This window comes from Thermostichus sp. MS-CIW-34 (assembly GCF_054060435.1).
Genome location: NZ_JBSSDE010000012.1, coordinates 18,017 through 40,815, shown reverse-complemented (window position 1 = coordinate 40,815; position 22,799 = coordinate 18,017). Strand labels below are relative to the sequence as shown.

Sequence of the window (22,799 nt, the reverse complement as noted above, 5' to 3'; positions counted from 1 at the left end):
GTCCATTGGCTACAGCACCTGATATGACCACTGCATTTGTACCTACCCCATCACAATGGGCAACCAAGACAATCAAGACAATCAAGACAATAGATTTAAGCCCGTATGCTTCTCAAACCGCCGCCAGAATCAGATTCCAATTGCGAAGTGGATGGGGAAATGTTACTTATCTGGATTTATTTAATACCTCCAACTGTTAGCGATGGCTACCAACGATAACATGATGGGTACTTCTATGAGTACACCAACCACCGTGGCTAACGACGCACCTGAATTAAGACCAAAAAGTGATATGGCCACGGCAACTGCGAGTTCAAAAAAATTACTGGCACCAATCATCGCAGCCGGTGCACAAACCGGATGTGATAAACGGAGCAATTTTCCACCCAGCCAGGTTATAAAAAATATGAAGTAGGTTTGAATGGTCAGTGGTATGGCTATCAACAAAATGGTGTATGGATGATCCAGTATGTGTTCGCCCTGAAAGGCAAAGAGTAAAACCAGGGTTGAAAGCAATGCTAGTATGGAAACAGGACGAAGTGCCGGAAGAAATTTTTGTTCAAACCAATCCTTTCCTTTTCGTTGAGGCAATATCCGATTGGTCAGATAGCCCGTAGTTAGCGGTATAACAACAAAAACAACCACCGAAGTAATCAGTACTTCATACGGTATCTGTATGTTGGTTACTCCCAGCAGCCATTTTACAATGGGTACAAATGCAACCGGCAGAATAAGATCGTTGACTGAAACTTGTATTAACGTATAATTGGCATCGCCTTTTACCAAATAACTCCACACAAAAACCATGGCTGTGCAGGGTGCGGCACCCAGCAGAATGGCGCCTGCCAGGTACTGGTCTGCATCTTCCGGAGTGATCCAGGTAGCATACAGATTTTTAAAGAAAATCCATCCAAACAATGCCATGGTGAAAGGTTTGATCAGCCAGTTTACAGTAACTGTCAGCGCCAGCCCTTTCCAATTTTTTGAAACACCGCCTATCGATGAAAAATCAACCTGTACCATCATCGGGTAGATCATCATCCAAACCAACACCGCTACCGGAATGTTGATGGTATATATCTGCCAGCTTTCAAGCACCGAAACAGAATTCCCCAGTATTTTCCCAAGACCAATGCCTGCAGCAATGCATAGCGAGACCCAAACGGTAAGGTATTTTTCAAAAAACTTCATGGGTTGAAATTTAATTACAGCGTTTCCATTAATTCCACTTCCCCGAAGGGAAGCGACTCCCCCCCATTATAACCCTTGCCCAGAGGTCTTGTTTTCGGCTGCAATTTCCCCTTGTTTTTCTCCGCCGAGGGGCCTGAAACCCTTGCCCAGAGCGGGATCGACCGGGTCAACGGAAGAATCAGGGTTTGAGGTTTGTCGCCGACCCTGTCGCTAACCATGTTGGTGTAGAAATTAACATGGATCCTGGGGTCGCTGCCTGGATAGGTTGGGGGCTTGGGCCAGCCCTGGGCAATGGGGCTTGCTGGTGGCGTCCGTAGAACAGAGTCTATGAGAGAATCTCTCGGCCCAACCGTGGGAAAAGTGTCGAGCATGTTAAAAGTAGACGAAAATGAGATCTCGATAGGATGCCAGTTTGCCTATCGACTGTTGTCGCTATAGTGGCTGAACACCATGCTGGATCCCCTTTTGGAAGAGAAAATCCGTGAGCAAATCCGCACCCACAAGGTGCTCATCTACATGAAGGGCACCCCGGAAATGCCCCAATGTGGGTTTTCCTATGCCGCCGTTCGTGTGCTGGATAGTTTGGGCTTCCCCTACACGGCGATTAACGTACTCGAGGATCCTGAGATCCGCCAGGGGATTAAAGAGTTTTCCAACTGGCCTACTATCCCGCAGATTTATATTGATGGGGAGTTTGTGGGCGGTTGCGACATCATCCAAGAGATGCACGCCCGCAACGAGCTGCGTCCGCTGGTCGAGGCAGCCTTTGCTAAGGCCACGGCTCAATCTTAAGGGATCCCATCTCATCCAGAGGGGTTGCCATGCTTACCCCCGACTACCTTCGGCAGCACCTGATGGAGAAGCTGCAGGCTCTTCATGTGCAGGTGGAGGATGAGTCCCACCTTCACATCGGCCACGGGGGCGGGACAGGAGGGCACTACCGAGTTCAAGTAGTGTCGCCTTCGTTTGTCGGCAAAACGACCCTACAGCGACATCGCCTGGTGTATGCCGCTCTGGCGGAACACATGGGGCGGAGCATTCATGCTTTGGCCCTGCAAACTTACAGCCCTGAAGAGGTTTCTGCGCAAGGGATCCCTGAGGAGATCAGCTAGCATAGAGGGCAAAATCGCGGCCCCATCAGGGCAGAGGAGGGAGCATGGCAACTCTTTTGGCCACCTGGCTGATGTCAGCCTTGAGTGTAATGATCCTGGCTTGGCTTTTGCCCGGGATCCACGTCTCCGGGTTTGGCGGGGCTTTGGTGGCGGCTCTGGCCATTGGTCTGGTCAATGGTTTGGTTAGGCCGATTCTCCGGATGATCACCCTGCCGATTACGGTTCTTACCCTGGGTTTGTTTTGGCTGATTTTGAACGGCATTTGTCTAGCCATTGCCGATAAGCTGGCCGGGAATGCTTTCAACATCGATAATTTCGGCTGGGCGTTTATCGGCGCAATTGTACTTTCCATCGTCAGCGGCTTGGTTCAGCAGGTTTTTGAGCAAGGTGCGCCGAACTGACTTCGTCCCCAGCCGTGAGAGGGCAGGGTTTGGTTCAAGATTGCAGAGGGTACGCTAGGGGAACGTCAACACTCAGCCCGACGATAACCAAAACCAACTTTAAGGGATCCCGATAAGCTTTACTCCATTGGCCCTGCCCGCTAAGTTTTTGCCGCAGAACCATAGGATTCTCCACAGATAGCCTGCACAAGATCTGCCAATGGCTAACATCAGCAGGATATTGCGAGCAGGCGTTTGATCTGTGGCTGCTTTATCTAAGCCTAGCAAATCGATAGGAAACCAGTAGGGGATCAAGTTGGTCGATCTGCAACTCAGGAGCTGGTCGGTATGAAGGCATTGCTGCTCTATCCGCGTTTTCCTCAATCATTCTGGTCTTACAATCGCACCATTGAGATGGTGGGGCTAAAAGCGCTAATGCCACCTCTGGGCTTGATCACCGTTGCTGCTTTGCTGCCCCAACACTGGGAGATTCGCTTTGTGGATCGCAATGTAGCTGATGAAACAGAAGCCGATTGGCAGTGGTGCGATCTGGTGATCTTGTCAGCCATGTTGGTGCAGAAGCAGGATTTCCACGCCCTCATTCGCAAAGCGGTGCAGTTGGGCAAAAAAGTAGCGGTGGGCGGACCCTATCCAACTTCTGTGCCACAGGATGCCCTGGAATCTGGTGCTCACTATTTGGTTTTGGATGAAGGGGAAGTGACCATACCGGCCTTTGTCAAGGCTCTAGAAGCTGGGCAAGAGTCGGGCATTTTTCGGGCTGCGGAAAAACCGGATGTAACCCAAAGTCCTTTGCCAAGGTTTGATCTGCTGCCCATGGATCAATACTTCATGATGTCAGTCCAGTTTTCACGAGGTTGCCCCTTCAATTGCGAGTTTTGCGATATCATCTCTCTTTACGGACGCAAGCCAAGAACCAAAGAGCCAAGTCAAGTGCTAGCTGAGCTACAGGCCCTCTATGACTTGGGCTGGCGGGGTTCGGTATTTGTAGTGGATGACAATTTTATCGGCAATCAGCGCAACGTCAAGCGATTTTTACGAGAGCTGATCCCCTGGAGCCAGAAGCGCAACTATCCATTTACCTTTATGACAGAGGCTTCAGTCAACCTGGCCGAAGATGAAGAACTGATGAGGTTAATGGTAGAGGCGGGTTTCTATGCTGTCTTTTTGGGCATTGAGACCCCAGACCAAGACAGCTTACAGATGACTCAAAAGCTACAAAATACCCGTCACCCTTTGGTGGAGGCCTGTCGCAAGATCAACGAGGCCGGACTGCTGATCTATGCTGGGTTTATTCTGGGCTTTGATGGAGAGCGGCCAGGAGCAGGGGAGCGCATTCAGGCTTTTGTCGAGCAAACCGGTATTCCTCAGCCGATGTTAGGCATTTTACAGGCTTTGCCAAACACGCAACTCTGGAATCGCTTGAAGAAGGAGGAACGTTTGCTGGAAGGGATCGGCGTGACTGAGTTCGGCGATCAAAATACGCTGATGAATTTCATTCCCACCCGTTCTCTATCGGAGATTGCCCGAGAGTATCTGGAAAGTTTTTGGAAACTGTATGATCCTGCACGATATTTGTCTCGCTGCCTGCAACAATGCCTGAATATCGGCATCAAAGATGGCCGGCGGCAAATGATGAAGCTGCCCCTTCGCAAAGGGATCCATCTGCTTCTACAACTCATCTGGCGGCAAGGGATCCTTCATCCCGAAATCCGCGCCCAATTTTGGCGGCAGCTATGGACGATTTGGCGACAGAAACCGAGCCTGCTGAACCTATATTTGGGCCTCTGCGCTGCAGGAGAACACTTTTGGGAATATCGGGAATTGGCCCGCGCCCGGCTTACCCAGCAACTGGGATACGATCCTTTGCTGGCCAGCTCATCTTGACAGTATTTCTGGGGGAATGGTCTATCGATAGAGGATGCCCGGATGGGGCCTATGCGGCGACGACAGTTGGGGGCGATGGTGCTGGGATCCCTGTGGGCTGTTTGGGGAGGCTCTCGGCAGGCCCAAACGTCCGGGCGCGGAGATTGGCTGGCCGTGGAGCTGTTCAGCCGCTGGAGTGCGGATCCCTTGGTCGAGTTGGAGCTGATGGGCCCTTTTGTTTTAAATCAGCAGCCTTTTCCAACAGGCACCTGGAAGTTACAGGTTCGCCGCCAAGAGCTCCTTCTGACCGGGCCGGGACAGCCTCGTCGCTACCAGGGATCCCTTTGGCTACAGGGGGGAGCCCTGCGCCGCTTCGCAGGGGAGGAGCGTCGCTATCGGGGTTGGGTACAGATTTGCCCGGAGGGTTCAGGTCGCCTGCATCTGGTGAACTGGGTCAAGTTGGAAGACTATCTGCTGGCTTTGGTGCCCAGCGAAATGCCTGCCGATTGGCCAGCCGCCGCCTTGCAGGCGCAAGCCATCTTGGCCCGCACTTTGGCCATTCCCCATCTGCACCCCGGCCCCAGAAGAGAATGGCCCTCTGCCCCGATAAGGCCATTGCAAGACTCCACCGCCCACCAGTTCTATGGTGGCCTGGCCTATGAGACGGCGGCGACCACTGCTGCGGTGCGGGCAACCCGAGGGCAGATCCTAACCCATGCCGGCCAGCCGATAGAGGTTCTGTTTCACTCCACCTGTGGGGGCCACACCAGCGCCAATCAGGATATTTTTGCCCCACCCGCCCGCCCCTACCTACAAGGGGTGATCTGTGACGGGTGTCGCGCCTCTCCCTTCTATGGCCCTCACAGCGTCCGGCTCAGCCGACGGGAGTTGGAGCCAGCCTTCGGCAACGGCGATCTGGAGATTGTGCAGTCGGATCCCTGGGGTCGCCCCCTGCGCATCCGCGTTGGATCCCAACTGTTGACTGGCCAAGAGTTTGTGCTGCGCCTTGGCCAAACCCTGGGTTGGGGGATCCTCCCCAGCAACCGCTTCACATGGGAACGTCTCCAGCCAAAGGCCGGCCAGCAGGAAGTGTACCTTTTTACCTATCGCGGAGCCGGGCATGGGGTGGGACTGTGTCAGTGGGGATCCCGCGGCTTGGCCGAGCAGGGCTACACAGCGCCGCAAATCCTCAATCACTACTTCCCCGGCACCCAGGTGATAACGTTGAGCTGAAGGCTGTTGGCCCCGACTCCAACTCTCATTTACTCCCGTGTCCCTTGCACACCCCCATCGTCGCCATCCTGCCTACTGCTACTGCAGTGAGCTGGAACATGCCCAGATTCTCAAGCGCCAGCAGCAGGATCCCTTGCCGTTTGCAGAAGCAATGGGTTGCATTGCCAATCGGGAAGCCGCTGTGGCCGCTGCTTGCGGCCCTTGAAGCAGTTGTGTCGTCAGCAAAACTGTTACATGGCTAACCCCTAAGCCACCTTGAGCAGGCGACCTTGGGCCATCGCACCCCAAGAAGCTGACCTCAGGCGGGGGCTTTGGGGGTGATCTTCACAATGGTGGGACGGGATCCCACCTGGGCTGACCCATTCGCTTGCGGCTCTTTGGCCATCCCGCCGCCGGTGGAAGTGGTTTGTGCTTTACGCCGCTTCTGCGGCACAGCATCTCCAGCCGGCTGGGCTGTAGGGCTGCTGGAGGCAGTTTTGGCTTGGGTTTTACTGACCGAGGAGCCCGCTTTGCCGGTCGAGCGGCTTTTCCCCTTGACCTCTGCAGAAGAGACTTCTTTTTCAGCCAGCACCTGCAGGGCCATTTCCAGGGTAACCGCTTCGGCAGGGATCCCTTTGGGCAAAGAGGCATTGACCTTGCCATGTTTGACATACAGCCCATAGGGGCCGTCGTGCAGATGAACCGGCTCGCCATCCTCAGGATGGGATCCCAGCTCCCGCAAGGGCTTGGCCGAGGCGCGCCCACGGCTTTTCTTGGGCTGGGCCAGCAGCTCCAGCGCCCGCTCCAGGCTGATGGTCAGCACATCCTCCTCGGCGGGCAGAGAGCGAAAATCGCCATCACAGACTACGTAGGGGCCGAAGCGGCCAATACCGGCCTGCACCTTTTTCCCCGATTCCGGGTGTTCCCCCAAGGTGCGAGGCAAGCTCAGCAACCCCAAGGCAATCTCTGGCGTGACCTGATCCGGTTTCAACCCTTTGGGCAGGGAGGTGCGCTTGGGTTTTTTGTTGTCCTCAGAAACTTCCCCCAACTGCACATAGGGGCCATAGGGGCCCTGCGGGATCACGTAGATGGGCTCTTGGGTTTCCGGGTGAAAGGCAATGGGCTTGGGGCCTTCCTGCTTCCGCTGGATTAGCTCCGCAATGTGTTCTGCGCTCAGATCGGCGGGGGGAATATCCTCCGGCAAGTTGGCGCGCACCTCTCCAGACTCAGTTTCAACTGCTACATAGGGGCCATAGGGGCCAATGCCGATCTTGACAGGCAGGTTCTCCAGATGGATGGAGCGGGCCAGGCCGGAATCAATTTCCAGCTCGCGCGCCTTCACCTGTCCCTCGAGACCCTGCTCGCCCAAGAAGAAATGGCGCAGATAGGGCAGCCACTCCGCCTGTCCAGAAGCAATGTCGTCCAGCGTTTGCTCCATCTCGGCGGTGAAGCGGGTATTCACCAGGTTGGGAAAGTATTTTTCCAGTAGCTCGGTGACTGCAAAAGCCGTGTAGGTGGGCACGAGGGCATTCCCCATCGGCCTGACGTAGCCACGGCTCATGATCGTATTCAAGATGGTGGCGTAGGTGCTGGGGCGGCCAATGCCCTCACTTTCCAACACCTTGACCAAGGAGGCTTCCGTATATCGGGCTGGAGGCTGGGTTTCGTGGGCAACGGGTTCCAGCTTCTGGCAGCGGAGGGGATCCCCCTGCCGCAACAGGGGCAGATGCACCTCCCGATCCTCTAGGGCAGCATCGGGGTCGTCGGATCCCTCCACATAGGCGCGGAAAAAGCCGGGAAAATCGATGCGCTTGCCGCTGGCCCGGAACACCGCATCGTCTACGGCGATGAGTACGATGGTGTGGGTCTGCCGCGCCTCAGCCATTTGGCTGGCGACGGTGCGCTTCCAGATCAGGTCGTAGAGGGCCAGCTCCTGGCCGGAGAGGGGGGTTTGGCTGGGCAGGCGAAACTCTGATCCAGCAGGACGAATGGCCTCGTGGGCTTCTTGCGCCCCTTTGGTTTTGGTGGTGTACTGACGGGGCTCGGGGCTGAGATATTCTCTGCCGTACATCGACTCCACGCAGGCGCGGGCAGCGCGGATGGCCTGCTCCGACAGGTGGACCGAATCGGTGCGCATGTAGGTGATGTAGCCCTCTTCGTAGAGCTTTTGGGCAATGCGCATCGTCTGCTGGGCCGACAGGTGCAGCTTGCGGTTGGCCTCCTGCTGCAGGGTGGAGGTGGTAAAGGGAGGGGCAGGTTTGCGGGTGGAGGGGCGCTCTTCCACAGAGCTGACGATCCAGGCTTTTCCCAGCAAGCGATCCCGCAGGGCCTCGGCCTGGGCCTGATCCAACAACACCACATCCCGCCCGGCAATGAGCTGGCCGGTGCTGGGATCGAAGTCTTGCCCATTGGCCAGGCGTTTGCCACCCAAGCTCACCAGCTCTGCTGGAAAGACAGCCTGCTGGCCGGCGACGGTCGTTTTGGGCTGCAGCTCCGCTTTGAGATCCCAGTAGGAGGCTTTTCTGAAGGCGCGCCGCTCCCGCTCTCGATCCACCAAAAGCTTGACCGCCACCGACTGCACCCGCCCTGCCGAGAGTTTGGGGGCAATTTTTTTCCACAGCAGCGGCGACAGGGTATAGCCCACCAGGCGATCCAAGATGCGGCGGGTCTCCTGGGCACGCACCAGTTGTTCATCCACCTCACGGCAGTTTTGCAGCGCCTCCTGAATGGCCTCGCGGGTAATCTCGTGGAACACCATGCGGCGGGTGGGCACTTTGGGTTGCAGCACCTGCTGCAAGTGCCAGCTAATGCTTTCCCCTTCGCGGTCTTCGTCGGTGGCCAGGATCAGCTCGTCCGCCTTCTTGAGCGCTTCCTTCAGCTCCTTGACCACCTTTCTTTTGTCCTTGGGGATGACGTAGAGGGGCTCGAAGTCGGCGTGGACATTGACCCCCAGGCGGCTCCACTCTTCTCCTTTCAATTCTTCTGGAATTTCAGATGCCGAATCGGGGAGATCCCGCACATGTCCCATCGAGGCCTGAACTTCGTACCCTGCGGGCAAGAATCCACGGATGGTACGGGCTTTGGTGGGAGATTCGACAATGACCAGCTTAGGCATAATTGAGGTTGGCAGCAATCGGCTTAGGTTGTCGCATTTCCCGCCCCAAGGATTGGGCGGGCCAGCATACACTGCAAGAGGTGCTTAAGATAGACAGCCTACTTTTCTGGAGCGTAGCAAGTCTACCTGCGCTTGACCAGCCGTCATCGGCGATGATCCGAGCGGTCTGGCCCCATCTGGCTGCTTTGCAGGACGATGAAACTACACCATTTTTCCATTCGCACCGCCGATATCTTCCGCTCCATCGCTTTTTACGAGGGGCTGGGCTTTGCGGTGGAAGAACGCTTTACTGCCGGGATCACGCTGGCCTGCTGGATGCGTGGTCCCTGGGGGCGCTTAGAGCTGATGCAGGTGCCGGATCCCCGGCCTGCCCCGGATCCCTTTGGGGATCCCCACTATGTGGGCTACTACCATCCCGCTTTGGAGATCGAGCCTGCATGGGAATCCTTGGCCGCTTATTTGGAGCATCTGCAGGCGCAAGTGCCGTTCACCCTGCTGCTCCCGCCCCAGCAGCAGCAAATCGGCAATCAAATCTACGAGGTGGCCTTCATTGCCGATCCCGATGGCCTACCCATCGAGTTGCTCCGCCTACAGGGATCCCCAAAATCCGAACGGGGTTAGCAGTCTGCATTCGGCAAGGGGAGTGGTTGAGGCTTTCACCCAGAGAAGTGGCGCCGACGTTTGCTGAGCTGCCGATCCTTCTGTTGGACTTGCCATTGGGTGGAATCCAAAATTATGGTTATGGTTGTTTCAGGTTAAGATGGGGAACCTGAGCTACTGAGAAAAGCCTTCTGGCCCCCTATATTGCTTCGCAACGCTGACGCGACGACGCGACCAACGGTTTAGGTGTGGGCAAAGTGTCCTAGTTTGAATCGAAATGACTGTAAGTCTAAGGCTAAGCTGTTGATATCCCCCCTGCCCGAAGGAAAGGGATTCTGGTTCCTGGTTCTGCGATAGCACTAAAACCTATTTAGTTTAGGTTGGATCCAGTCGCGAGACTGTCGGGTTTTTATAGCGCTCCGCGCCGCCGTAGGCGAGAGCAGTTGACTACCCTGCCCCTGCTAACAAACACATATAACTATAACAAACGTATAAAGTAGTACAAAGCTGCCCTGGAAGGGCGGGGCTTTAAACCCAGTTTTCTTGGTAGAGCCTGTGGGGAACTAGAGAGGATTTGTTGGTTGTAGACCGAATTGGCAATGAAAACTCAGCTTCCGGTTACCCTCTTGACGGGCTTTTTGGGCAGTGGTAAGACTACCCTACTCAAGCGCATCTTGGAGGAGGAGCATGGGTTGCGCATTGGAGTGATCCTCAACGAGTTTGGCGAAATTTCCATCGATGGAGAGCTGATCAATCTGCCCGAAGAGGGGCTGATGCAGCTCAGCAATGGTTGCCTTTGTTGCACGGTGCGAGAAGATTTTGAACAGGCAGCCCGAGAGCTGCTGCAGCGTGCCCAGGCGTTGGATTACCTGGTGGTGGAAACCAGTGGGGTAGCGGATCCCAGGCAGGTGACGGAGCTATTTGTGCAGAGGACTTTTCATGAGGAGTTGCGCCTGGATGGTGTGGTGACGTTGGTGGATGGGGCCGAATACTGGCAGAATTTCCGGCGCTCGCAAACTGCTGCCCACCAGATCAGCAGTGCCGACATTGTGTTGCTCAACAAGGTGGACTTAATCGGCGAAGCCGAACGAGAGCGGATCCTTCTGGATCTGCGCCGCTACAACCCCGATGCCCCTTGCCTGCTCACCACCCATGCCCAGGTGCCCTTGGCCCGCATCTTGGATGTGCATGCCTTTCGTCCGGAATTGTGGGATCCCAGGCTCCCCAATGCAGAGACTGAGGCCCACCATAGCCATCACCTCGAGGAAGACGGGATCCAATCGGTGAGCTTTCAACTGCAGCAGCCGCTGGATTTGGCGGCTTTTCGCGATTGGCTACAAGACATGCCCGAGACCCTTTTTCGCGCCAAGGGGGTGCTGTGGGTTGTGGATGAGCCGCAGCGGGTTATCTTTCATCAGGTGGGCCAGCGGCAAACCCTTTTTCTGGAACGGGACTGGGATCCCGATGAGCCCCGCTTGTCCAAAATTGTGTTGATTGGCAAAGGGCTGGAGCCGGAACAGCTGGCTGCCGGCCTCAGCCGGGTGTGTGGGGCAACCGCCGCTGGCTAAGGATCCTCTTCAGTTTTTTCGGTTTTTGGATTGGGTGACCTGGGATGGCTCGCAGCAAACTTTCAGAGCAAGAACAACAGCAAATTGTTAGCGCCTACCGCGGCTCAGCAGCGACCGCCGTCGAATTGGCGGAGCAATTTCAGGTGAGCATCACCACCATCACCCGCGTGTTGAAGGAAAATATCGCTGCCGATGAGTATCAGCGGTTGATCCATCTCAAACGCTCGGCTGCCCGCCGCAAAGACATGGGGGAAAAAGCTGTTGTTGGCGGGATCCCAGCCCCAGAGCAGCAGATTTTGCCGCTGGAGCCGGAGTTGCCTTCTCCATGTCCCTTGCCGGAGCCCCCCGCAGAGCCGAACGCAAACGAGGAAGGCGAGGATAACACCGCTGGAACAGAGTCTCTGCCAAAACTGCCCCCAGAAGAACTGCCGTTGGCGGCTGGGCTTCGGGAAGATCTGGAGGATGTGGAGGAAGAGACCGAAGAAGACCGTGACCTTGAAGACGAGGACGAAGATGAGGACGACCCTGACTATCTCCTAGAAGATGAAGATGGGCCAGAAGAGGATCCCCTCACCGATCCCAGCTATCAAATTCAGGTATTACCCCTGGAAGAGCTCACCCTACCGGAAACCTGCTATGTCGTTGTTGACCGCTACCAAGAACTGACCACCCGCCCTCTCAAAGAATTCTTTGGCTCGGGATCCCTGCCCATCGAAGGGATCGACAACGCCAATACGCTGCCCATTTTCGACAACCACAAGGTGGCCCGTCGCTTTTCCGAAATGAGCCGTCGGGGCAGCAACACCTACCCGCCCTACCGGGTGATCCAGTTTCCCGGCTACATCCTGGAGATTGTGCGCACCCAACTGCAAAAGAAAGGCATCACCCATCTGCTCATGGATGGGCAGATCTACAGTCTTTGACCATCTCCTCAAGCTCAGGAGCGGGGGATTCCCGTTACTGGCGCAGGTTTGCAGCCCTGCGTGAGCGCCGTCGGCCTACTTCGCCACAGCAGCAGTACCCGTCTCTTCGGACATTTGGACTGCCCCCGCCCCCACGGGCTTATGGATCGCTCCTCAGCTCCCCACTCACACTGATGGAACCAAAGGCTCATGCCGTGACATACTTCCGCACTCATGCTGATGCAAAGCGCTCCGCGCCGCTAAAGCGAGAGAGGGCCGGGCTTCTCGGCGGCCTAGCTAAGCCTTGTAGCAGGCAGAAATACGCAAAGTTTGTGATCATTCCACAGCCGTCGCCGCGTATTCCAGCTCCTCTTCCACCACTTCCGGTGGGGCCTCTGCCGCTTGTCCTTGCTTAGCGGCCAGCAGTTGCTCACGGTACTTGGCTGCCATTTCCTCAGCCTTCTCGTAAACCAGCTTGGGATCCCGAATCATGTCGCCGGGATTGGGCTCCAGTTGCTTGGTGGACAGCGAGATCCGCCCCCGCTCCGCATCCAGATCGATGATCATCACCTTCACTTCGTCGTTGACGTTGAAGACGCTGTGGGGCGTGTCAACATGATCGTGGGAGATCTCGGAAATGTGCAGCAGGCCGGAGACGCCGCCAATATCGATAAAGGCACCATAGGGCTTGATGCCCCGCACCGTGCCAACCACCACCTCGCCCACTTCCAGCTTGTTCATCTTCCGCTCCACCAAGGCGCGGCGATGGCTCAACACCAGGCGGTTGCGGTCTTCGTCCACCTCTAAAAACTTCAGGGGCAGCTCTTCGCCCACCAGCTCTTCTTTTGGCTTGCGGGTGCTGATGTGGGATCCGGGGATAAAGCCCCGCAGCCCCTCAATCCGCACCAGGGCTCCACCTCGGTTGGTAGCAAAAATGGTTGAGCGAACGGTGGCATCTTCTTTCTGGAGCTGCCGTACCCGTTCCCAGGCCCGCATGTACTCGATGCGACGGATGGAAAGAGTGAGTTGTCCCTCTTCGTTTTCTTCGGTGAGGATAAAAAACTCGCGGGTTTCTCCCGGCTGCAGCATCTCGTGCGGGTCTTCCAGGCGGCTAATCGACATCTCCTGGAGCGGCAGAAAGGCAGCCGTTTTGGCCCCAATATCGATCAAAGCACCGCGTGGCTCCACCGAGAATACTGTACCCGCCACAATTTCGCCAGGGCTGAAGTGATAGTCGTACTTATCCAGAAGGGCGGCAAAGTCTTCAGTGGTAAAACCTACATCGGCAGCAGTGAATCGACTCATAGGGGTGCAGTAACAGATCAGTTGCGCGGGATAAAGGGTAGAAGGCCAATCGAGTTTGGCAGGATCCCACTTCCACTTTCCCACCTGGGGAGGATGTGGCTGGGAAATACCATCGTAGCTTAGAGGAGCGTCTTTTGTGGCAAGTTTCCCGGCATCTTGCCAAGCTGAAAGATAGAAGATTCGGAGGAAGAGCAATTGCACTTTATCGACCAAGCCGAAATTGAAGTGCAAGGGGGGAATGGCGGAGATGGCATCGTTGCCTTCCGCCGTGAAAAGTATGTGCCGGCTGGGGGGCCATCCGGCGGCAATGGAGGGCGGGGCGGCTCAGTGATCCTGGTGGCAGATCCTGGCCTGCAAACTCTGTTGGATTTTCGCTTTCAACCGGTGATCAAAGCGGAACACGGGGCCAAAGGGGGGCCCAACCATCGCAGCGGGGCCAGTGGTGCGGATCGGCTGGTGCGGGTGCCCTGCGGTACTGTGGTGTTCAATGCGGAGACGGGGGAATTGTTGGGCGATCTGGTGGGCAAGGGGGATCAATTGCTGGTAGCCCGTGGGGGCAAAGGCGGCTTAGGCAATGCCCATTTTTTGAGCAACCACAATCGCGCCCCCCGCCAATTCACCAAGGGCGAAGCGGGAGAACGGGTGCGCCTGCGCCTGGAGCTGAAGTTGATTGCCGAGGTGGGCATTGTCGGCCTGCCCAATGCGGGCAAGTCCACTCTGATTTCGGTGGTCTCCTCTGCCCGGCCCAAGATTGCTGACTACCCCTTCACCACGTTGCAGCCCAATTTGGGGGTGGTGCCCCATCCATCGGGAGATGGGGTGGTGTTTGCCGATATTCCGGGGCTGATCGAGGGGGCGCACTTGGGGGTGGGGCTGGGCCATGAGTTTTTGCGCCATGTGGAGCGTACCAGGGTACTGATTCATTTGGTGGATGGCACGGCGGCGGATCCCGTCAAGGATTACCAGGTTATTCAGCAGGAGCTGCGCGCCTACGGCCACGGGTTAATCGATAAGCCACAAATCCTGGTTTTGAACAAGATCGATGTTCTGGATCCCCAGCAGGTTGCCGAGCGCGCCCAGAGGCTGTCTGCTGCTGCCGGCACTTCGGTGGTGACCATTTCTGCGATTGCCAAGCAGGGGCTGGATGCCCTCTTGCAGCGGGTGTGGCAGTGCCTGGGTCGGGGATCCCAACAGCCTGCGCGGTTGGATCTTGTGGGGGCAAAATCCATCCAGTCCTAGGGCAGAAGAATCTTAGAATAGGAAAGCCCCTGCCTTCCCAGAACCCAGAGACGAGTGGCCATGTATATCTCGGCGGAGGATCTGCCACCGGATTTGCGTCAGATCATGTTGGCTGTTGAACAGGCGGCTCAGGCGAGGGCGGGAGCGTGTGTGGAGCTGCTGATGCTCCTGCGGCTGCTGGAGGAGTTGCACCGCGCGATCCTGGAAGGTGCCTTTCGGGAGTCTTTGCCCAATACCCGTCAAGCTCTGTATCGGGTGCTTCAAGATTTGGAAGAAGCGGGCGACTGGCCCTATCTGCCCCGTCTGCACATCCAAGCCCTGATGCAACAACTGAAGGACTGGCCCGAATCTCAGGGATCCCCGCCCGCGTCGGTGCCACCGACCCCCCGCCCTCTTGTGGAAAACCCCCTGGGGGGTAGCTGCTCCCAGTCTTGACCTCTTCCCATCTGCCCGATGGCCGAGTACTTTAAGCTGCATCCGCAACAGCCCCAGGCCCGTTCCATCCGGCGGATTGCGGCGGCTTTGCGGGAGGGGGCGGTGATGCTTTACCCCACCGATACAGTCTATGCCATTGGCTGCGACGCGACCCATAAACAAGCAGTGGAGCGGGTACGCCGCATCAAGCACCTCTCCAACGATAAACCCCTCACCTTCTTGTGTCCTTCTCTCTCGCGCATTGCCCAGTATGCCCAGGTCACCGATTCAGCCTATCGACTGATGCGGCGGCTGATCCCCGGCCCGTTTACGTTTCTGTTGCCAGCAACCAAGCTGGTGCCCAAGTTGGTGATGGAGCCCAAACGGAAAACCACCGGCATCCGGGTGCCCGATTCTGCCATTTGTCAGGCTTTGCTGGAAGAGTTGGGCAATCCAATTGTCTCGACCTCTGCCAAGCTGGGGGGGGATCCCGTCGGATCCCTGGGCTTAAGTTTTGGGCAAACCTGGGAATGGGAGAGCGATCCCTGGGATGAGGGTGGGATCTTTGCGGCTGAGGAAATGCGGCAGTTGGAAAAACAGGTGGATCTGGTGCTGGATGACGATGCCCCCCGCCGGGCCAAGGTCTCTACGGTAATCGATTTGACTGGATCCGAGCCGCTGGTGGTGCGGGCCGGGCTAGGGTATGAGCAGGTGGCAGATCTGAACCTGAAACTGGTGGGAGAAGACGGTTAAGGGCAGAGGGATCCCGCGTTCTCTAAAATAGGGTCAGTGCCTTCGGAGTGTGCCCATGTCTGAGGCCCTGGCTCAGCAAAAATCGGCTCTGCTGCACCTACTGGAGGCGACCGACCGGGGCCGGAAAGTTTCCCCTGACCAAAAAGCCCAGATTTTGTCTCAAATTGCCGTCCTAGAAGCGCTCAACCCCACCCCCAAGCCAACATCGGCTCCTGAAGGGTTGGAGGGGAACTGGCTCACCCTATTTACCACGAGCACAGCTCTGCTGCGGCTGGCACAGTTGCCTTTTTTGACCACCGGCGAGATCTACCAGTGTATTCGGGCCAAGGCTGGACGGGTCTTCAACGTGGCGGAGATCCAGGGATCCGGCTGGCTGGGGGCTTGGGTGCCACGGGGAATCTTGGCGGTATCGGCACGCTTTTACCCCGAATCGGAGCGTCGGGTGAGGGTGATTTTCGAGCGATTGGTGTTCGGATCCCAAGCTTTGATGAGCTACGAGATCGAGAGTTTTCTCTATTTGCTCGAGCGGGCTCCGGAGCGGATCCCGGCTATTCAAATCGATATTCGCCGCCGCGAGCCAACGGGCTGGCTGGATATCACCTATTTGGATGAAGATTTGCGGATGGGCCGGGGCAGCGAGGGGAGTGTATTTGTCCTGAAACGGGTGAGTTGAGACTTCGGCTAGCCGGAGGGCTTAGAGGGTTCCGTTTCGGCTATTTTGTGAGATAGGTTTTGGGTTAGGGTGAAGCCTATTTCCTGGAGAACTTGCAAGGCGCGGTAGGACTCCCGCAAAGCTTGCAGCTCTTGCTGAGTTTGCTCCAGTTGCCGGGCTTTTTGCTCCTGTAAGAAGCGCAGCCTTTGATTTTCGGACGCCGTGCGACGCAGAACGTGCTTGAGTTTCTGCTTCTGCTGCTGAAGCCGAGTCCGCCTCACCTCCAACTGCTGCAGTTGGATTTCTTGGAGTTCCAGTTCTATTTTCAGAGTGGCGACCTGCATCTGGAGTTGGCGAAGTTTTTGGTTGAGCTCTGGCTCTGGTGTGGGTTTTGCCGACTCAGGGCTTGGGGAAGAAGGTGATGACAATTCTTGTAGGGGCTGCAACTGTTGGGCCTTGGCCTGCGAAGCTTGATCCTGGTGCTGCTCGCCCTGCAGTCTTACTTGAGTGTGTTCGCTTACTTCGGTTTCAGTTTCCGTCTGCTGCTCAGCTTGATCAAGAATTTGTCGATCGCGGATCTGGGTTTGAGGATCCTCGTCAACCGACTGCAAAGGGAGAGAATCCTCCTCGGGTTGCCGAGGGTTGCCGCCATAATCGGCGGGATCAAAGGGAGACAGAGCCGCTACCAGCGAGGCCCGAAAATCAGTCCAGGAGCCCGACTGCAGACCCATCTGAACCACCCGCCAAACCCCATAGGCAGACCCAATTCCAGCCAGGATCCCAGGGATCCCGGCCAAGGATAAGGAAACCCTGGGCAGGGTTGGCAGGATCTGATCCAACAGCCCCACCACCAGGGCGAAAACAAAGATCCCGCTCCCCGCGGCAGCGGCACCTGAAACCCAAGAGGAGCGGGAGAGCATCATCGTTTTTTCGTCATCACAACCGCTAGAGCGGGAAAACCAGGTTCAAAAATGGCCTGTCTGCACTCAGTTTATCCCGCCAGCAGCCTCTGTTTCCCTCTTAGGGCACCTGCCAAGCCCGTTGGTGGTAGCCCTCTAATTGGGCCCAGGGATCCCCAGCCGCTGCGTGGGTGTGGCCGTGCTGAGGGTGATGGTGAGAATGAGGGTGGTGATGGGATCCGTGCCCGTGATGGTGGTGATGATGCTCGTGAGGATGGTGATGGGTATGCCCAGCTCTGACCTCTGCGCTCACGGCCAGGCGAAACTTGCACAGGTGGCAGTTCATCGGGGTTTGGCCCTGCAGGGCTTCCTGCTCCAGTTGCTGCAGGCTGTGCAGCACCGTATCCACAAGGCCCAATTCCGGCAGCATCAGCCAGTCGATTTCCGGCTGTCGTTGTCGTTGTTTCTCCACTGCCGCCTCGATTTTTTTCACCAACACCCCCGTAAACAGAAAGTAGGGCAGCACGATCACCCGGCGCGGCTGCCAGGACAAGGCCCGCTCCAATCCCACGGGCAGGCGGGGATGGGTAATGCCGATAAAGCAAGTTTCCACAGCGGCAAACCCAGATCCTTCCCAAAGCAACCGGGCCAGTTTACAGGCTTCGGCATTGGCCTCGGGATCGCTGGAGCCGCGACCCACAAACAGGAGCACGGTTTCTGCTTCTGGGATCCGCTGCGGTTGGGCAGCTATCAGAGCAGCCAATCGGTCTCGCAGCAGTTGCAGGATCTCGATGCGGATCCCCAGCGGCCCACCGTAACGAATGCGCAACTGGGGATAGAGGGCCTGCAGGCGATCCAATTCCATCGTCACATCGAACTTGTTGTGGCGGGCCCCAAACAGCAACAGCGGCAGGGCCACGATCTCCTGCCACCCTTGGGCCAAGCACTGCTCTACCCCCTGGGCAATGGTTGGCTGGGTCAGCTCCAGAAAACAAGGGATCACCGGTCGATGGGGAGTGAGGGATTGGTAGACTTGGGCCAACTCCAGAAAGGCTTGCCGCCCTTCAGGGTCGCGGGATCCGTGGCCGATAAGCAATAGGGGCAATGAAGGAGAAGCAAGCTGCCCAACCGAAAGGGGAGGGGAAACACTGAGGGTATTCAACACAAAAAACTCCGTTCCTTGTGAATCGCAAGGGGTACAGGACAACGGCAGGTGGGTGTTCTGGCTGAGGGAGGGATCCCATCACAGTTGCGTCACAGTGGCGGACTTGCACCGCGCTTTCCCCAGTCTGCCTGAGCCTTTTAGGTTAGCTTGCCGCTTGCCATTCACCAAGCTCCCGGGGGGGATGTTCTTGCCTGCCAGAAGATAGCCCTGAGGCATGAGCGGTACGGCAGACTCATGCTCAAAGGGCAGCAAAACTGTTGCCGCGCTAATCCCCCTTGCCCCTGGGAGAGGGCCTAACGCCGGCCCGCTGGTCTGGGGGGCTGAAAGTGTCGCAGGCGCAGGGCATTGGCGACCACCGAAACGGAACTCAGGGCCATGGCTGCCCCCGCCAGCATGGGGTTGAGCAGCCAGCCTGTAAAGGGATAGAGCGCCCCAGCGGCAATCGGGATCCCCAGCGTATTGTAGATAAAGGCGAAGAAGAGGTTCTGGCGGATGTTGTTGAGGGTGGCCCGGCTGAGTTGAATGGCAGTGGCGACTCCCCGCAGATCTCCCGACATGAGGGTAATATCGCTGGCGGCCATTGCCACATCCGTACCCGTAACGATGGCGATCCCCACATCCGCTTCTGCCAGAGCCGGAGCATCGTTAATGCCATCTCCCACCATCGCCACCCGCCGTCGCGGTTGTCTTAGGCTGCGTATGTAAGCGGCCTTCTGATCCGGACGGACTTGGGCAATTACCCGCTGAATGCCTGCCTGCCGGGCAACCGCTTGGGCCGTGGTGGGGTTATCCCCGGTTAGCAGGATCACCTCTAGACCCATCTGTTGCAGCTGTTGCACTGCCTCAGGAGAGGTGGGTTTGAGCGGATCGGCAATGGCCAGCAGCCCCACCAGGCTCTGGGATTGGGCTACGCCGATCACCGTTTTGCCCTGGCTTTCCCAATTCTGAACCCGCTCTGACCAAGAGGGATCCCAAGGGATCCCCATCTCCTGTAGCCAGCTCAGCCGACCGATGCGGATCCACTGGTCTTCCACCCAGGCTTCTGCCCCACTGCCTACCCTTGCCTGAAAGTGCCAGGCAGGAGGGATCACAATTTTTTCGGCTTCGGCTTTCTGCACCACCGCCTGGGCCAAAGGGTGTTCCGAGTGCCGCTCTACTGCCGCTGCCAGGCGCAACACCGTCAGGGGAGAGGAGCCATTAGCCCAAATATCGGTGACGGTAGGGCGACCTTCGGTCAGGGTGCCGGTTTTGTCCAAGACCACCGTGCGCAAGTGGTGGGCCAATTCCAGGCTGTCGGCACTTTTCACCAGGATCCCCAATTCTGCCCCTCGTCCCGTGGCCACCAGGATCGAGGTGGGGGTTGCCAACCCCAGCGCGCAAGGGCAGGCGATGATCAGCACCCCAATCGTGTTCACCAAGGCCAGCGTCAGGTTGTCCGCCAACACCCACCAGAGCACAAAAGTTAGAACTGCCACCCCGATCACTGCCGGCACAAACCAGGCAGTCACCCGATCCGCCACCTGTTGAATTGGGGCTTTGGATCCCTGAGCTTCCTGCACCAGGCGCACGATCTGGGCCAGAACTGTGTCTTTGCCCACCCGCCGCGCCTCCATCACAAAGCTGCCCGTCTGATTCAGCGTTGCCCCAATCACCTCATCCCCCGCCGACTTGAGTACAGGCAGGCTCTCGCCGGTCACCATCGACTCGTCGAGGGTGGAGGATCCCTCTAGGATTACCCCATCCACCGGCACCTTCTCGCCGGGGCGCACCCGGATCCGATCCCCCACCTGCACTTCCCGAATCGGAATATCCTGCTCCACCCCATGGCGAATTACCCTTGCCGTTTTCGGTTGCAGCCCGATCAGCTTGCGAATGGCCTCAGAGGTTTGCCTTTTGGCCCGTTGCTCCATCCACTTACCCACCAGAATCAGGGTGGTGACCACCGCCGACACTTCGTAATACACATCGGGATGCAGTCCCTGCCGATGGAAAGAGTCGGGGAAAACCGTTGGGAAAATGGAATAGAAGAAAGCCGCGCTCGTCCCTAAGGCCACCAGCGTGTTCATATCCGCCGAACGCCGTTGCCAAGCGGCCCAAGCGCCTCGATAAAAATGCTTGCCCACCCAAAACTGCACCGGAGCCGTCAGCAGCAACTGCAACCCAGGATTGTGCAGCCACATGGGAAAGCCCGGGATGTCCATCCCCAGCATCATCGGCAGGGATCCGATCACCAGCACCGTGCTGATGCCCACCCCTATCGCCACCTTGAGCTTCAGTTCCCGTTCTGCGGCCCGTTGGGCGATCCGCTCTGGATCCGACAGATCGTCCAGCTGCCAATCCTCCTGGATAAGGCGCGCCCGATACCCCGCCCGCTCCACCGCCCGAATCAACGCCTGCGGATCCACCAGCCTGGGATCCCCTTTGACGGTGGCCTGCTCGCTGGCAAAATTCACTGATCCGTGGGACACCCCCTGCACCTGAGCGAGGGCCTGTTCGATGCTGCGGGCGCAGGAGGCACAGCTCATCCCTTGCAGGGCCAACTGCCAAGTGCCCTCAGGAGAAGGCGCAGAGGCCGATAGTGCAGCCGATGACTTTTCAGGGGCAGGCATGGCAACACCTTGTTGATGAAACGACAGCTACTCTCCACCCTGGGCAGGGCGAAGGCAGCCATCTGTACAGGAATTCAAAACAGACGCCCGACCGTTCTCGACCCAGCCTTGACTAGGCCGGGGGATATCCCACCTGGGTGAGGGCCTGCCGCAAATCGCCCACAGGCCGCTCAGAAGTAATCCGCACCTGTTTGGTTTTGGGATCCCCTTCCACCTGCGCCTGGGGATCCAGTTGCCGCACCGCTTGCGCAATGGTGTCTATACAGGCCCCACAGGCCAGCTTGGGCACCGTCAAAACAACCTGCATCTTGGAAAACCCCCCCAATGCCACTGAAAGGATGCTAAACCTTACAGTGGGCTGGAAGGTCAAGAGGGAGGCTGAGGCTCGTCCATATTCCAGCGGTAGTCCACCTGATAGCCCCGCTGTCGCCACTCTTCCTCCAGTTGCACCTGTTGGGTGAGGGCTTTGCGCAGGGAGTTGATCAGCTCTTGCGTGCGGCCTCGGTTGCCAAAATCCTGTTCTTCCACTGCCGGAAAGGTTTGCCGCTCCAACACCCGCAGCAGAAATTCGTAGTGGATATGAGCCGGCACAGGAATACGTTTCATCGATCCAAGCAATCCTTAGAGATCAATTGTTCTCGCAGAGATCCATTGATAAATGGTTTTCATTCACTGAGATGACAACAGGTGGCGCACAGCTTGGCCGGGATCCGGCTGGGTCACCAGCGCTTCCCCCACCAGCACAGAGCGCACCCCCCAGGCCCGCAACTGCTGCAGATCGGCGGGGGTATGGATGCCGGACTCGCTGACCACAGGCAGATCGCCAAGGAGCTCCGAGTGGGCGGCCAACAGGTTGCGCGTTGTGTTTAAGTCCACCGCAAAGGTTCTCAGATCGCGATTGTTGATGCCAATGAGCACCTGCCCCCTGGAGTCTTGCAGTTGAGGCAAACGCAACACCCGCTGCAACTCTTGGGAAGTGTGCACCTCCAGCAGAGCCGCCATGCCCAATTGCCGAATCAGCTTGAGAAAGTAGCCCAAATCCGCATCCGAGAGAATGGCGGCAATCAAGAGCACCGCATCTGCCCCCAGGCTGCGGGCCCAGAGGATTTGGTAGGGGTAGAGGATGAACTCCTTGCAGAGGATGGGGATCCCTACTGCCTGACGGATCCGGCGCAGATACTCGCCGCTGCCCTGAAAGAACCGCTCATCTGTGAGCACCGAGAGGCAACTGGCCCCACCGGCTTCATAGCTCTGGGCAATGGCTACCGGGTCAAAGGGATCCCGGAGAACGCCGCGGCTGGGGGAGGCTTTTTTGACCTCGGCAATCAAGGAAACAGGGTGAGGCGACTGGGTAAGAGCCGCCACAAAATCCCGCACCGGCGGGGCTTGATCCAGTTGCCGTTGCAATTGCTTCAGGGGAAGCTGCTCCCGTTGGCGCTCCACCTCCTGTTCTTTGTGCCAGACGATCTCTTCCAAAATGTGGCGCGGCTTGGCTTCCGGCGCTGTTGTCTGGTACACCTGAGAGGCTACGACCACCGGCGGGGCAGGAGAACGCCGACGAATAGAAAGCGGCTCACCTTGCAGCTCCATACAAACCCTGAGCAGAACCCTACACCACACCCTAGACTACCTTAGTGCTCCGCCACCGGTTTGAATAGCTACCCCAGGCATCCCCAAAACTCATCTGGCGAAGGCGTTTTTTTTACCCTATGGTTGAGTCTAGAAAGGTGGTGTAGTCTTTGTGCGCCTCGGCGAGCCATGTTCTGGCGGCCGTCCATTTTTCCCCGGCCAGGGGCAGT

The 22,799-nt window shown here is 57.4% G+C and carries 22 protein-coding genes and 1 riboswitch; of the genes, 13 read left to right on the top strand and 9 right to left on the bottom strand.

What is annotated here, in order from left to right; all coding sequences use genetic code 11:
* Positions 1–180: 180 nt before the first annotated feature.
* Positions 181–1,191, bottom strand: a complete 1,011-nt coding sequence (arsB, locus tag ACVWYY_RS06080) for an ACR3 family arsenite efflux transporter (RefSeq protein ID WP_457439871.1) — start codon at positions 1,189–1,191, stop codon at positions 181–183.
* A gap of 450 nt (positions 1,192–1,641) precedes the next feature.
* Here arsB and grxD point away from each other — a divergent pair, with 450 nt between their 5' ends.
* The 6 genes from grxD to ACVWYY_RS06050 all read left to right on the top strand — a co-directional run bounded on the left by grxD (position 1,642) and on the right by ACVWYY_RS06050 (position 6,005).
* Entirely contained in the window at positions 1,642–1,983 is a 342-nt protein-coding gene (grxD, locus tag ACVWYY_RS06075; RefSeq protein ID WP_011433932.1) for a Grx4 family monothiol glutaredoxin, read from the top strand.
* Positions 1,984–2,012: 29 nt separating this feature from the next.
* Entirely contained in the window at positions 2,013–2,303 is a 291-nt protein-coding gene (locus ACVWYY_RS06070; protein WP_414329320.1) for a BolA family protein, read from the top strand.
* A gap of 44 nt (positions 2,304–2,347) precedes the next feature.
* A complete protein-coding gene (locus ACVWYY_RS06065; RefSeq protein WP_457439869.1) occupies positions 2,348–2,704 on the top strand; it encodes a phage holin family protein in 357 nt (118 codons plus the stop codon).
* A 327-nt stretch (positions 2,705–3,031) separates the two neighbouring features.
* A complete protein-coding gene (locus tag ACVWYY_RS06060; RefSeq protein ID WP_457403309.1) occupies positions 3,032–4,588 on the top strand; it encodes a B12-binding domain-containing radical SAM protein in 1,557 nt (518 codons plus the stop codon).
* A 42-nt stretch (positions 4,589–4,630) separates the two neighbouring features.
* Positions 4,631–5,800: a SpoIID/LytB domain-containing protein gene (locus ACVWYY_RS06055; protein WP_457439867.1), complete on the top strand. Its 1,170-nt coding sequence runs from the start codon at positions 4,631–4,633 to the stop codon at positions 5,798–5,800.
* Positions 5,801–5,837: 37 nt separating this feature from the next.
* Positions 5,838–6,005, top strand: coding sequence for a hypothetical protein (locus ACVWYY_RS06050; RefSeq protein ID WP_457403307.1), 168 nt, complete (start codon positions 5,838–5,840; stop codon positions 6,003–6,005).
* A gap of 93 nt (positions 6,006–6,098) precedes the next feature.
* Here the strand turns inward: ACVWYY_RS06050 and topA are convergent, their stop codons facing one another.
* Positions 6,099–8,894 (bottom strand): type I DNA topoisomerase, encoded by a 2,796-nt coding sequence (gene topA / locus ACVWYY_RS06045; protein ID WP_457403306.1) that lies wholly within the window; start codon positions 8,892–8,894, stop codon positions 6,099–6,101.
* A gap of 195 nt (positions 8,895–9,089) precedes the next feature.
* Between topA and ACVWYY_RS06040 the strand changes: the two genes are divergently transcribed.
* From ACVWYY_RS06040 to ACVWYY_RS06030, 3 genes are all read left to right on the top strand, one after another.
* The gene (locus tag ACVWYY_RS06040; protein ID WP_457403304.1) at positions 9,090–9,515 is read left to right on the top strand and encodes a VOC family protein; all 426 of its coding nucleotides are present in this window, start codon (positions 9,090–9,092) and stop codon (positions 9,513–9,515) included.
* Positions 9,516–10,093: 578 nt separating this feature from the next.
* Positions 10,094–11,062 carry a CobW family GTP-binding protein gene (locus tag ACVWYY_RS06035; protein ID WP_457403302.1) on the top strand — a complete coding sequence of 323 codons (969 nt, stop codon included), beginning with the start codon at positions 10,094–10,096 and terminating at the stop codon, positions 11,060–11,062.
* A 44-nt stretch (positions 11,063–11,106) separates the two neighbouring features.
* Positions 11,107–11,985, top strand: coding sequence for a hypothetical protein (locus ACVWYY_RS06030; protein ID WP_457403300.1), 879 nt, complete (start codon positions 11,107–11,109; stop codon positions 11,983–11,985).
* A 315-nt stretch (positions 11,986–12,300) separates the two neighbouring features.
* Here the strand turns inward: ACVWYY_RS06030 and ACVWYY_RS06025 are convergent, their stop codons facing one another.
* Complete coding sequence (locus ACVWYY_RS06025) at positions 12,301–13,269, bottom strand: 30S ribosomal protein S1 (protein ID WP_011433921.1); 969 nt, start codon at positions 13,267–13,269, stop codon at positions 12,301–12,303.
* Positions 13,270–13,464: 195 nt separating this feature from the next.
* Between ACVWYY_RS06025 and obgE the strand changes: the two genes are divergently transcribed.
* From obgE to ACVWYY_RS06005, 4 genes are read left to right on the top strand one after another with little or no spacing between them, the layout of a single operon-like run.
* The gene (obgE, locus tag ACVWYY_RS06020; RefSeq protein WP_457439865.1) at positions 13,465–14,508 is read left to right on the top strand and encodes a GTPase ObgE; all 1,044 of its coding nucleotides are present in this window, start codon (positions 13,465–13,467) and stop codon (positions 14,506–14,508) included.
* Between the two features lie 60 nt (positions 14,509–14,568).
* Positions 14,569–14,943 carry a hypothetical protein gene (locus ACVWYY_RS06015; protein ID WP_238376778.1) on the top strand — a complete coding sequence of 125 codons (375 nt, stop codon included), beginning with the start codon at positions 14,569–14,571 and terminating at the stop codon, positions 14,941–14,943.
* 18 nt (positions 14,944–14,961) lie between these two features.
* Positions 14,962–15,675 (top strand): L-threonylcarbamoyladenylate synthase, encoded by a 714-nt coding sequence (locus ACVWYY_RS06010; protein ID WP_457439862.1) that lies wholly within the window; start codon positions 14,962–14,964, stop codon positions 15,673–15,675.
* Between the two features lie 55 nt (positions 15,676–15,730).
* Entirely contained in the window at positions 15,731–16,348 is a 618-nt protein-coding gene (locus tag ACVWYY_RS06005; protein ID WP_414357585.1) for a PAP/fibrillin family protein, read from the top strand.
* Positions 16,349–16,356: 8 nt separating this feature from the next.
* On the opposite strand, the gene ACVWYY_RS06000 is transcribed toward ACVWYY_RS06005, so the two are convergent.
* The 6 genes from ACVWYY_RS06000 to trpC form a co-directional block, all read right to left on the bottom strand.
* Positions 16,357–17,250, bottom strand: a complete 894-nt coding sequence (locus ACVWYY_RS06000) for a hypothetical protein (RefSeq protein WP_457439860.1) — start codon at positions 17,248–17,250, stop codon at positions 16,357–16,359.
* A 97-nt stretch (positions 17,251–17,347) separates the two neighbouring features.
* Positions 17,348–18,391, bottom strand: a complete 1,044-nt coding sequence (locus ACVWYY_RS05995) for a sirohydrochlorin chelatase (RefSeq protein WP_457403294.1) — start codon at positions 18,389–18,391, stop codon at positions 17,348–17,350.
* A 30-nt stretch (positions 18,392–18,421) separates the two neighbouring features.
* A riboswitch (cobalamin riboswitch) is annotated at positions 18,422–18,557 on the bottom strand.
* Between the two features lie 127 nt (positions 18,558–18,684).
* A complete protein-coding gene (locus ACVWYY_RS05990) occupies positions 18,685–21,000 on the bottom strand; it encodes a heavy metal translocating P-type ATPase (RefSeq protein ID WP_457403293.1) in 2,316 nt (771 codons plus the stop codon).
* A 112-nt stretch (positions 21,001–21,112) separates the two neighbouring features.
* On the bottom strand, positions 21,113–21,307 hold the full coding sequence (locus tag ACVWYY_RS05985; protein WP_099813329.1) for a heavy-metal-associated domain-containing protein: 195 nt from the start codon (positions 21,305–21,307) through the stop codon (positions 21,113–21,115).
* Positions 21,308–21,366: 59 nt separating this feature from the next.
* Positions 21,367–21,606 (bottom strand): DUF5340 domain-containing protein, encoded by a 240-nt coding sequence (locus ACVWYY_RS05980; RefSeq protein ID WP_041436722.1) that lies wholly within the window; start codon positions 21,604–21,606, stop codon positions 21,367–21,369.
* A gap of 63 nt (positions 21,607–21,669) precedes the next feature.
* Positions 21,670–22,590 carry an indole-3-glycerol phosphate synthase TrpC gene (gene trpC, locus ACVWYY_RS05975; protein ID WP_457403291.1) on the bottom strand — a complete coding sequence of 307 codons (921 nt, stop codon included), beginning with the start codon at positions 22,588–22,590 and terminating at the stop codon, positions 21,670–21,672.
* Positions 22,591–22,799: the final 209 nt, after the last annotated feature.

What these genes read in the sequence shown, in the direction of transcription:
- ACVWYY_RS06030 (WP_457403300.1), top strand. Translation starts at nt 11,107, where the DNA reads ATGGCTCGCAGCAAACTTTCAGAGCAAGAACAACAGCAAATTGTTAGC.
- arsB (WP_457439871.1), bottom strand. Translation starts at nt 1,191, where the DNA reads ATGAAGTTTTTTGAAAAATACCTTACCGTTTGGGTCTCGCTATGCATT.
- ACVWYY_RS06015 (WP_238376778.1), top strand. Translation starts at nt 14,569, where the DNA reads ATGTATATCTCGGCGGAGGATCTGCCACCGGATTTGCGTCAGATCATG.
- ACVWYY_RS06005 (WP_414357585.1), top strand. Translation starts at nt 15,731, where the DNA reads ATGTCTGAGGCCCTGGCTCAGCAAAAATCGGCTCTGCTGCACCTACTG.
- ACVWYY_RS05985 (WP_099813329.1), bottom strand. Translation starts at nt 21,307, where the DNA reads ATGCAGGTTGTTTTGACGGTGCCCAAGCTGGCCTGTGGGGCCTGTATA.
- ACVWYY_RS06065 (WP_457439869.1), top strand. Translation starts at nt 2,348, where the DNA reads ATGGCAACTCTTTTGGCCACCTGGCTGATGTCAGCCTTGAGTGTAATG.
- ACVWYY_RS06055 (WP_457439867.1), top strand. Translation starts at nt 4,631, where the DNA reads ATGGGGCCTATGCGGCGACGACAGTTGGGGGCGATGGTGCTGGGATCC.
- ACVWYY_RS06010 (WP_457439862.1), top strand. Translation starts at nt 14,962, where the DNA reads ATGGCCGAGTACTTTAAGCTGCATCCGCAACAGCCCCAGGCCCGTTCC.
- ACVWYY_RS05980 (WP_041436722.1), bottom strand. Translation starts at nt 21,606, where the DNA reads ATGAAACGTATTCCTGTGCCGGCTCATATCCACTACGAATTTCTGCTG.
- ACVWYY_RS05990 (WP_457403293.1), bottom strand. Translation starts at nt 21,000, where the DNA reads ATGCCTGCCCCTGAAAAGTCATCGGCTGCACTATCGGCCTCTGCGCCT.
- trpC (WP_457403291.1), bottom strand. Translation starts at nt 22,590, where the DNA reads ATGGAGCTGCAAGGTGAGCCGCTTTCTATTCGTCGGCGTTCTCCTGCC.
- ACVWYY_RS06000 (WP_457439860.1), bottom strand. Translation starts at nt 17,250, where the DNA reads ATGATGCTCTCCCGCTCCTCTTGGGTTTCAGGTGCCGCTGCCGCGGGG.
- ACVWYY_RS06040 (WP_457403304.1), top strand. Translation starts at nt 9,090, where the DNA reads ATGAAACTACACCATTTTTCCATTCGCACCGCCGATATCTTCCGCTCC.
- topA (WP_457403306.1), bottom strand. Translation starts at nt 8,894, where the DNA reads ATGCCTAAGCTGGTCATTGTCGAATCTCCCACCAAAGCCCGTACCATC.
- grxD (WP_011433932.1), top strand. Translation starts at nt 1,642, where the DNA reads ATGCTGGATCCCCTTTTGGAAGAGAAAATCCGTGAGCAAATCCGCACC.
- ACVWYY_RS06035 (WP_457403302.1), top strand. Translation starts at nt 10,094, where the DNA reads ATGAAAACTCAGCTTCCGGTTACCCTCTTGACGGGCTTTTTGGGCAGT.
- ACVWYY_RS06070 (WP_414329320.1), top strand. Translation starts at nt 2,013, where the DNA reads ATGCTTACCCCCGACTACCTTCGGCAGCACCTGATGGAGAAGCTGCAG.
- ACVWYY_RS06025 (WP_011433921.1), bottom strand. Translation starts at nt 13,269, where the DNA reads ATGAGTCGATTCACTGCTGCCGATGTAGGTTTTACCACTGAAGACTTT.
- ACVWYY_RS06060 (WP_457403309.1), top strand. Translation starts at nt 3,032, where the DNA reads ATGAAGGCATTGCTGCTCTATCCGCGTTTTCCTCAATCATTCTGGTCT.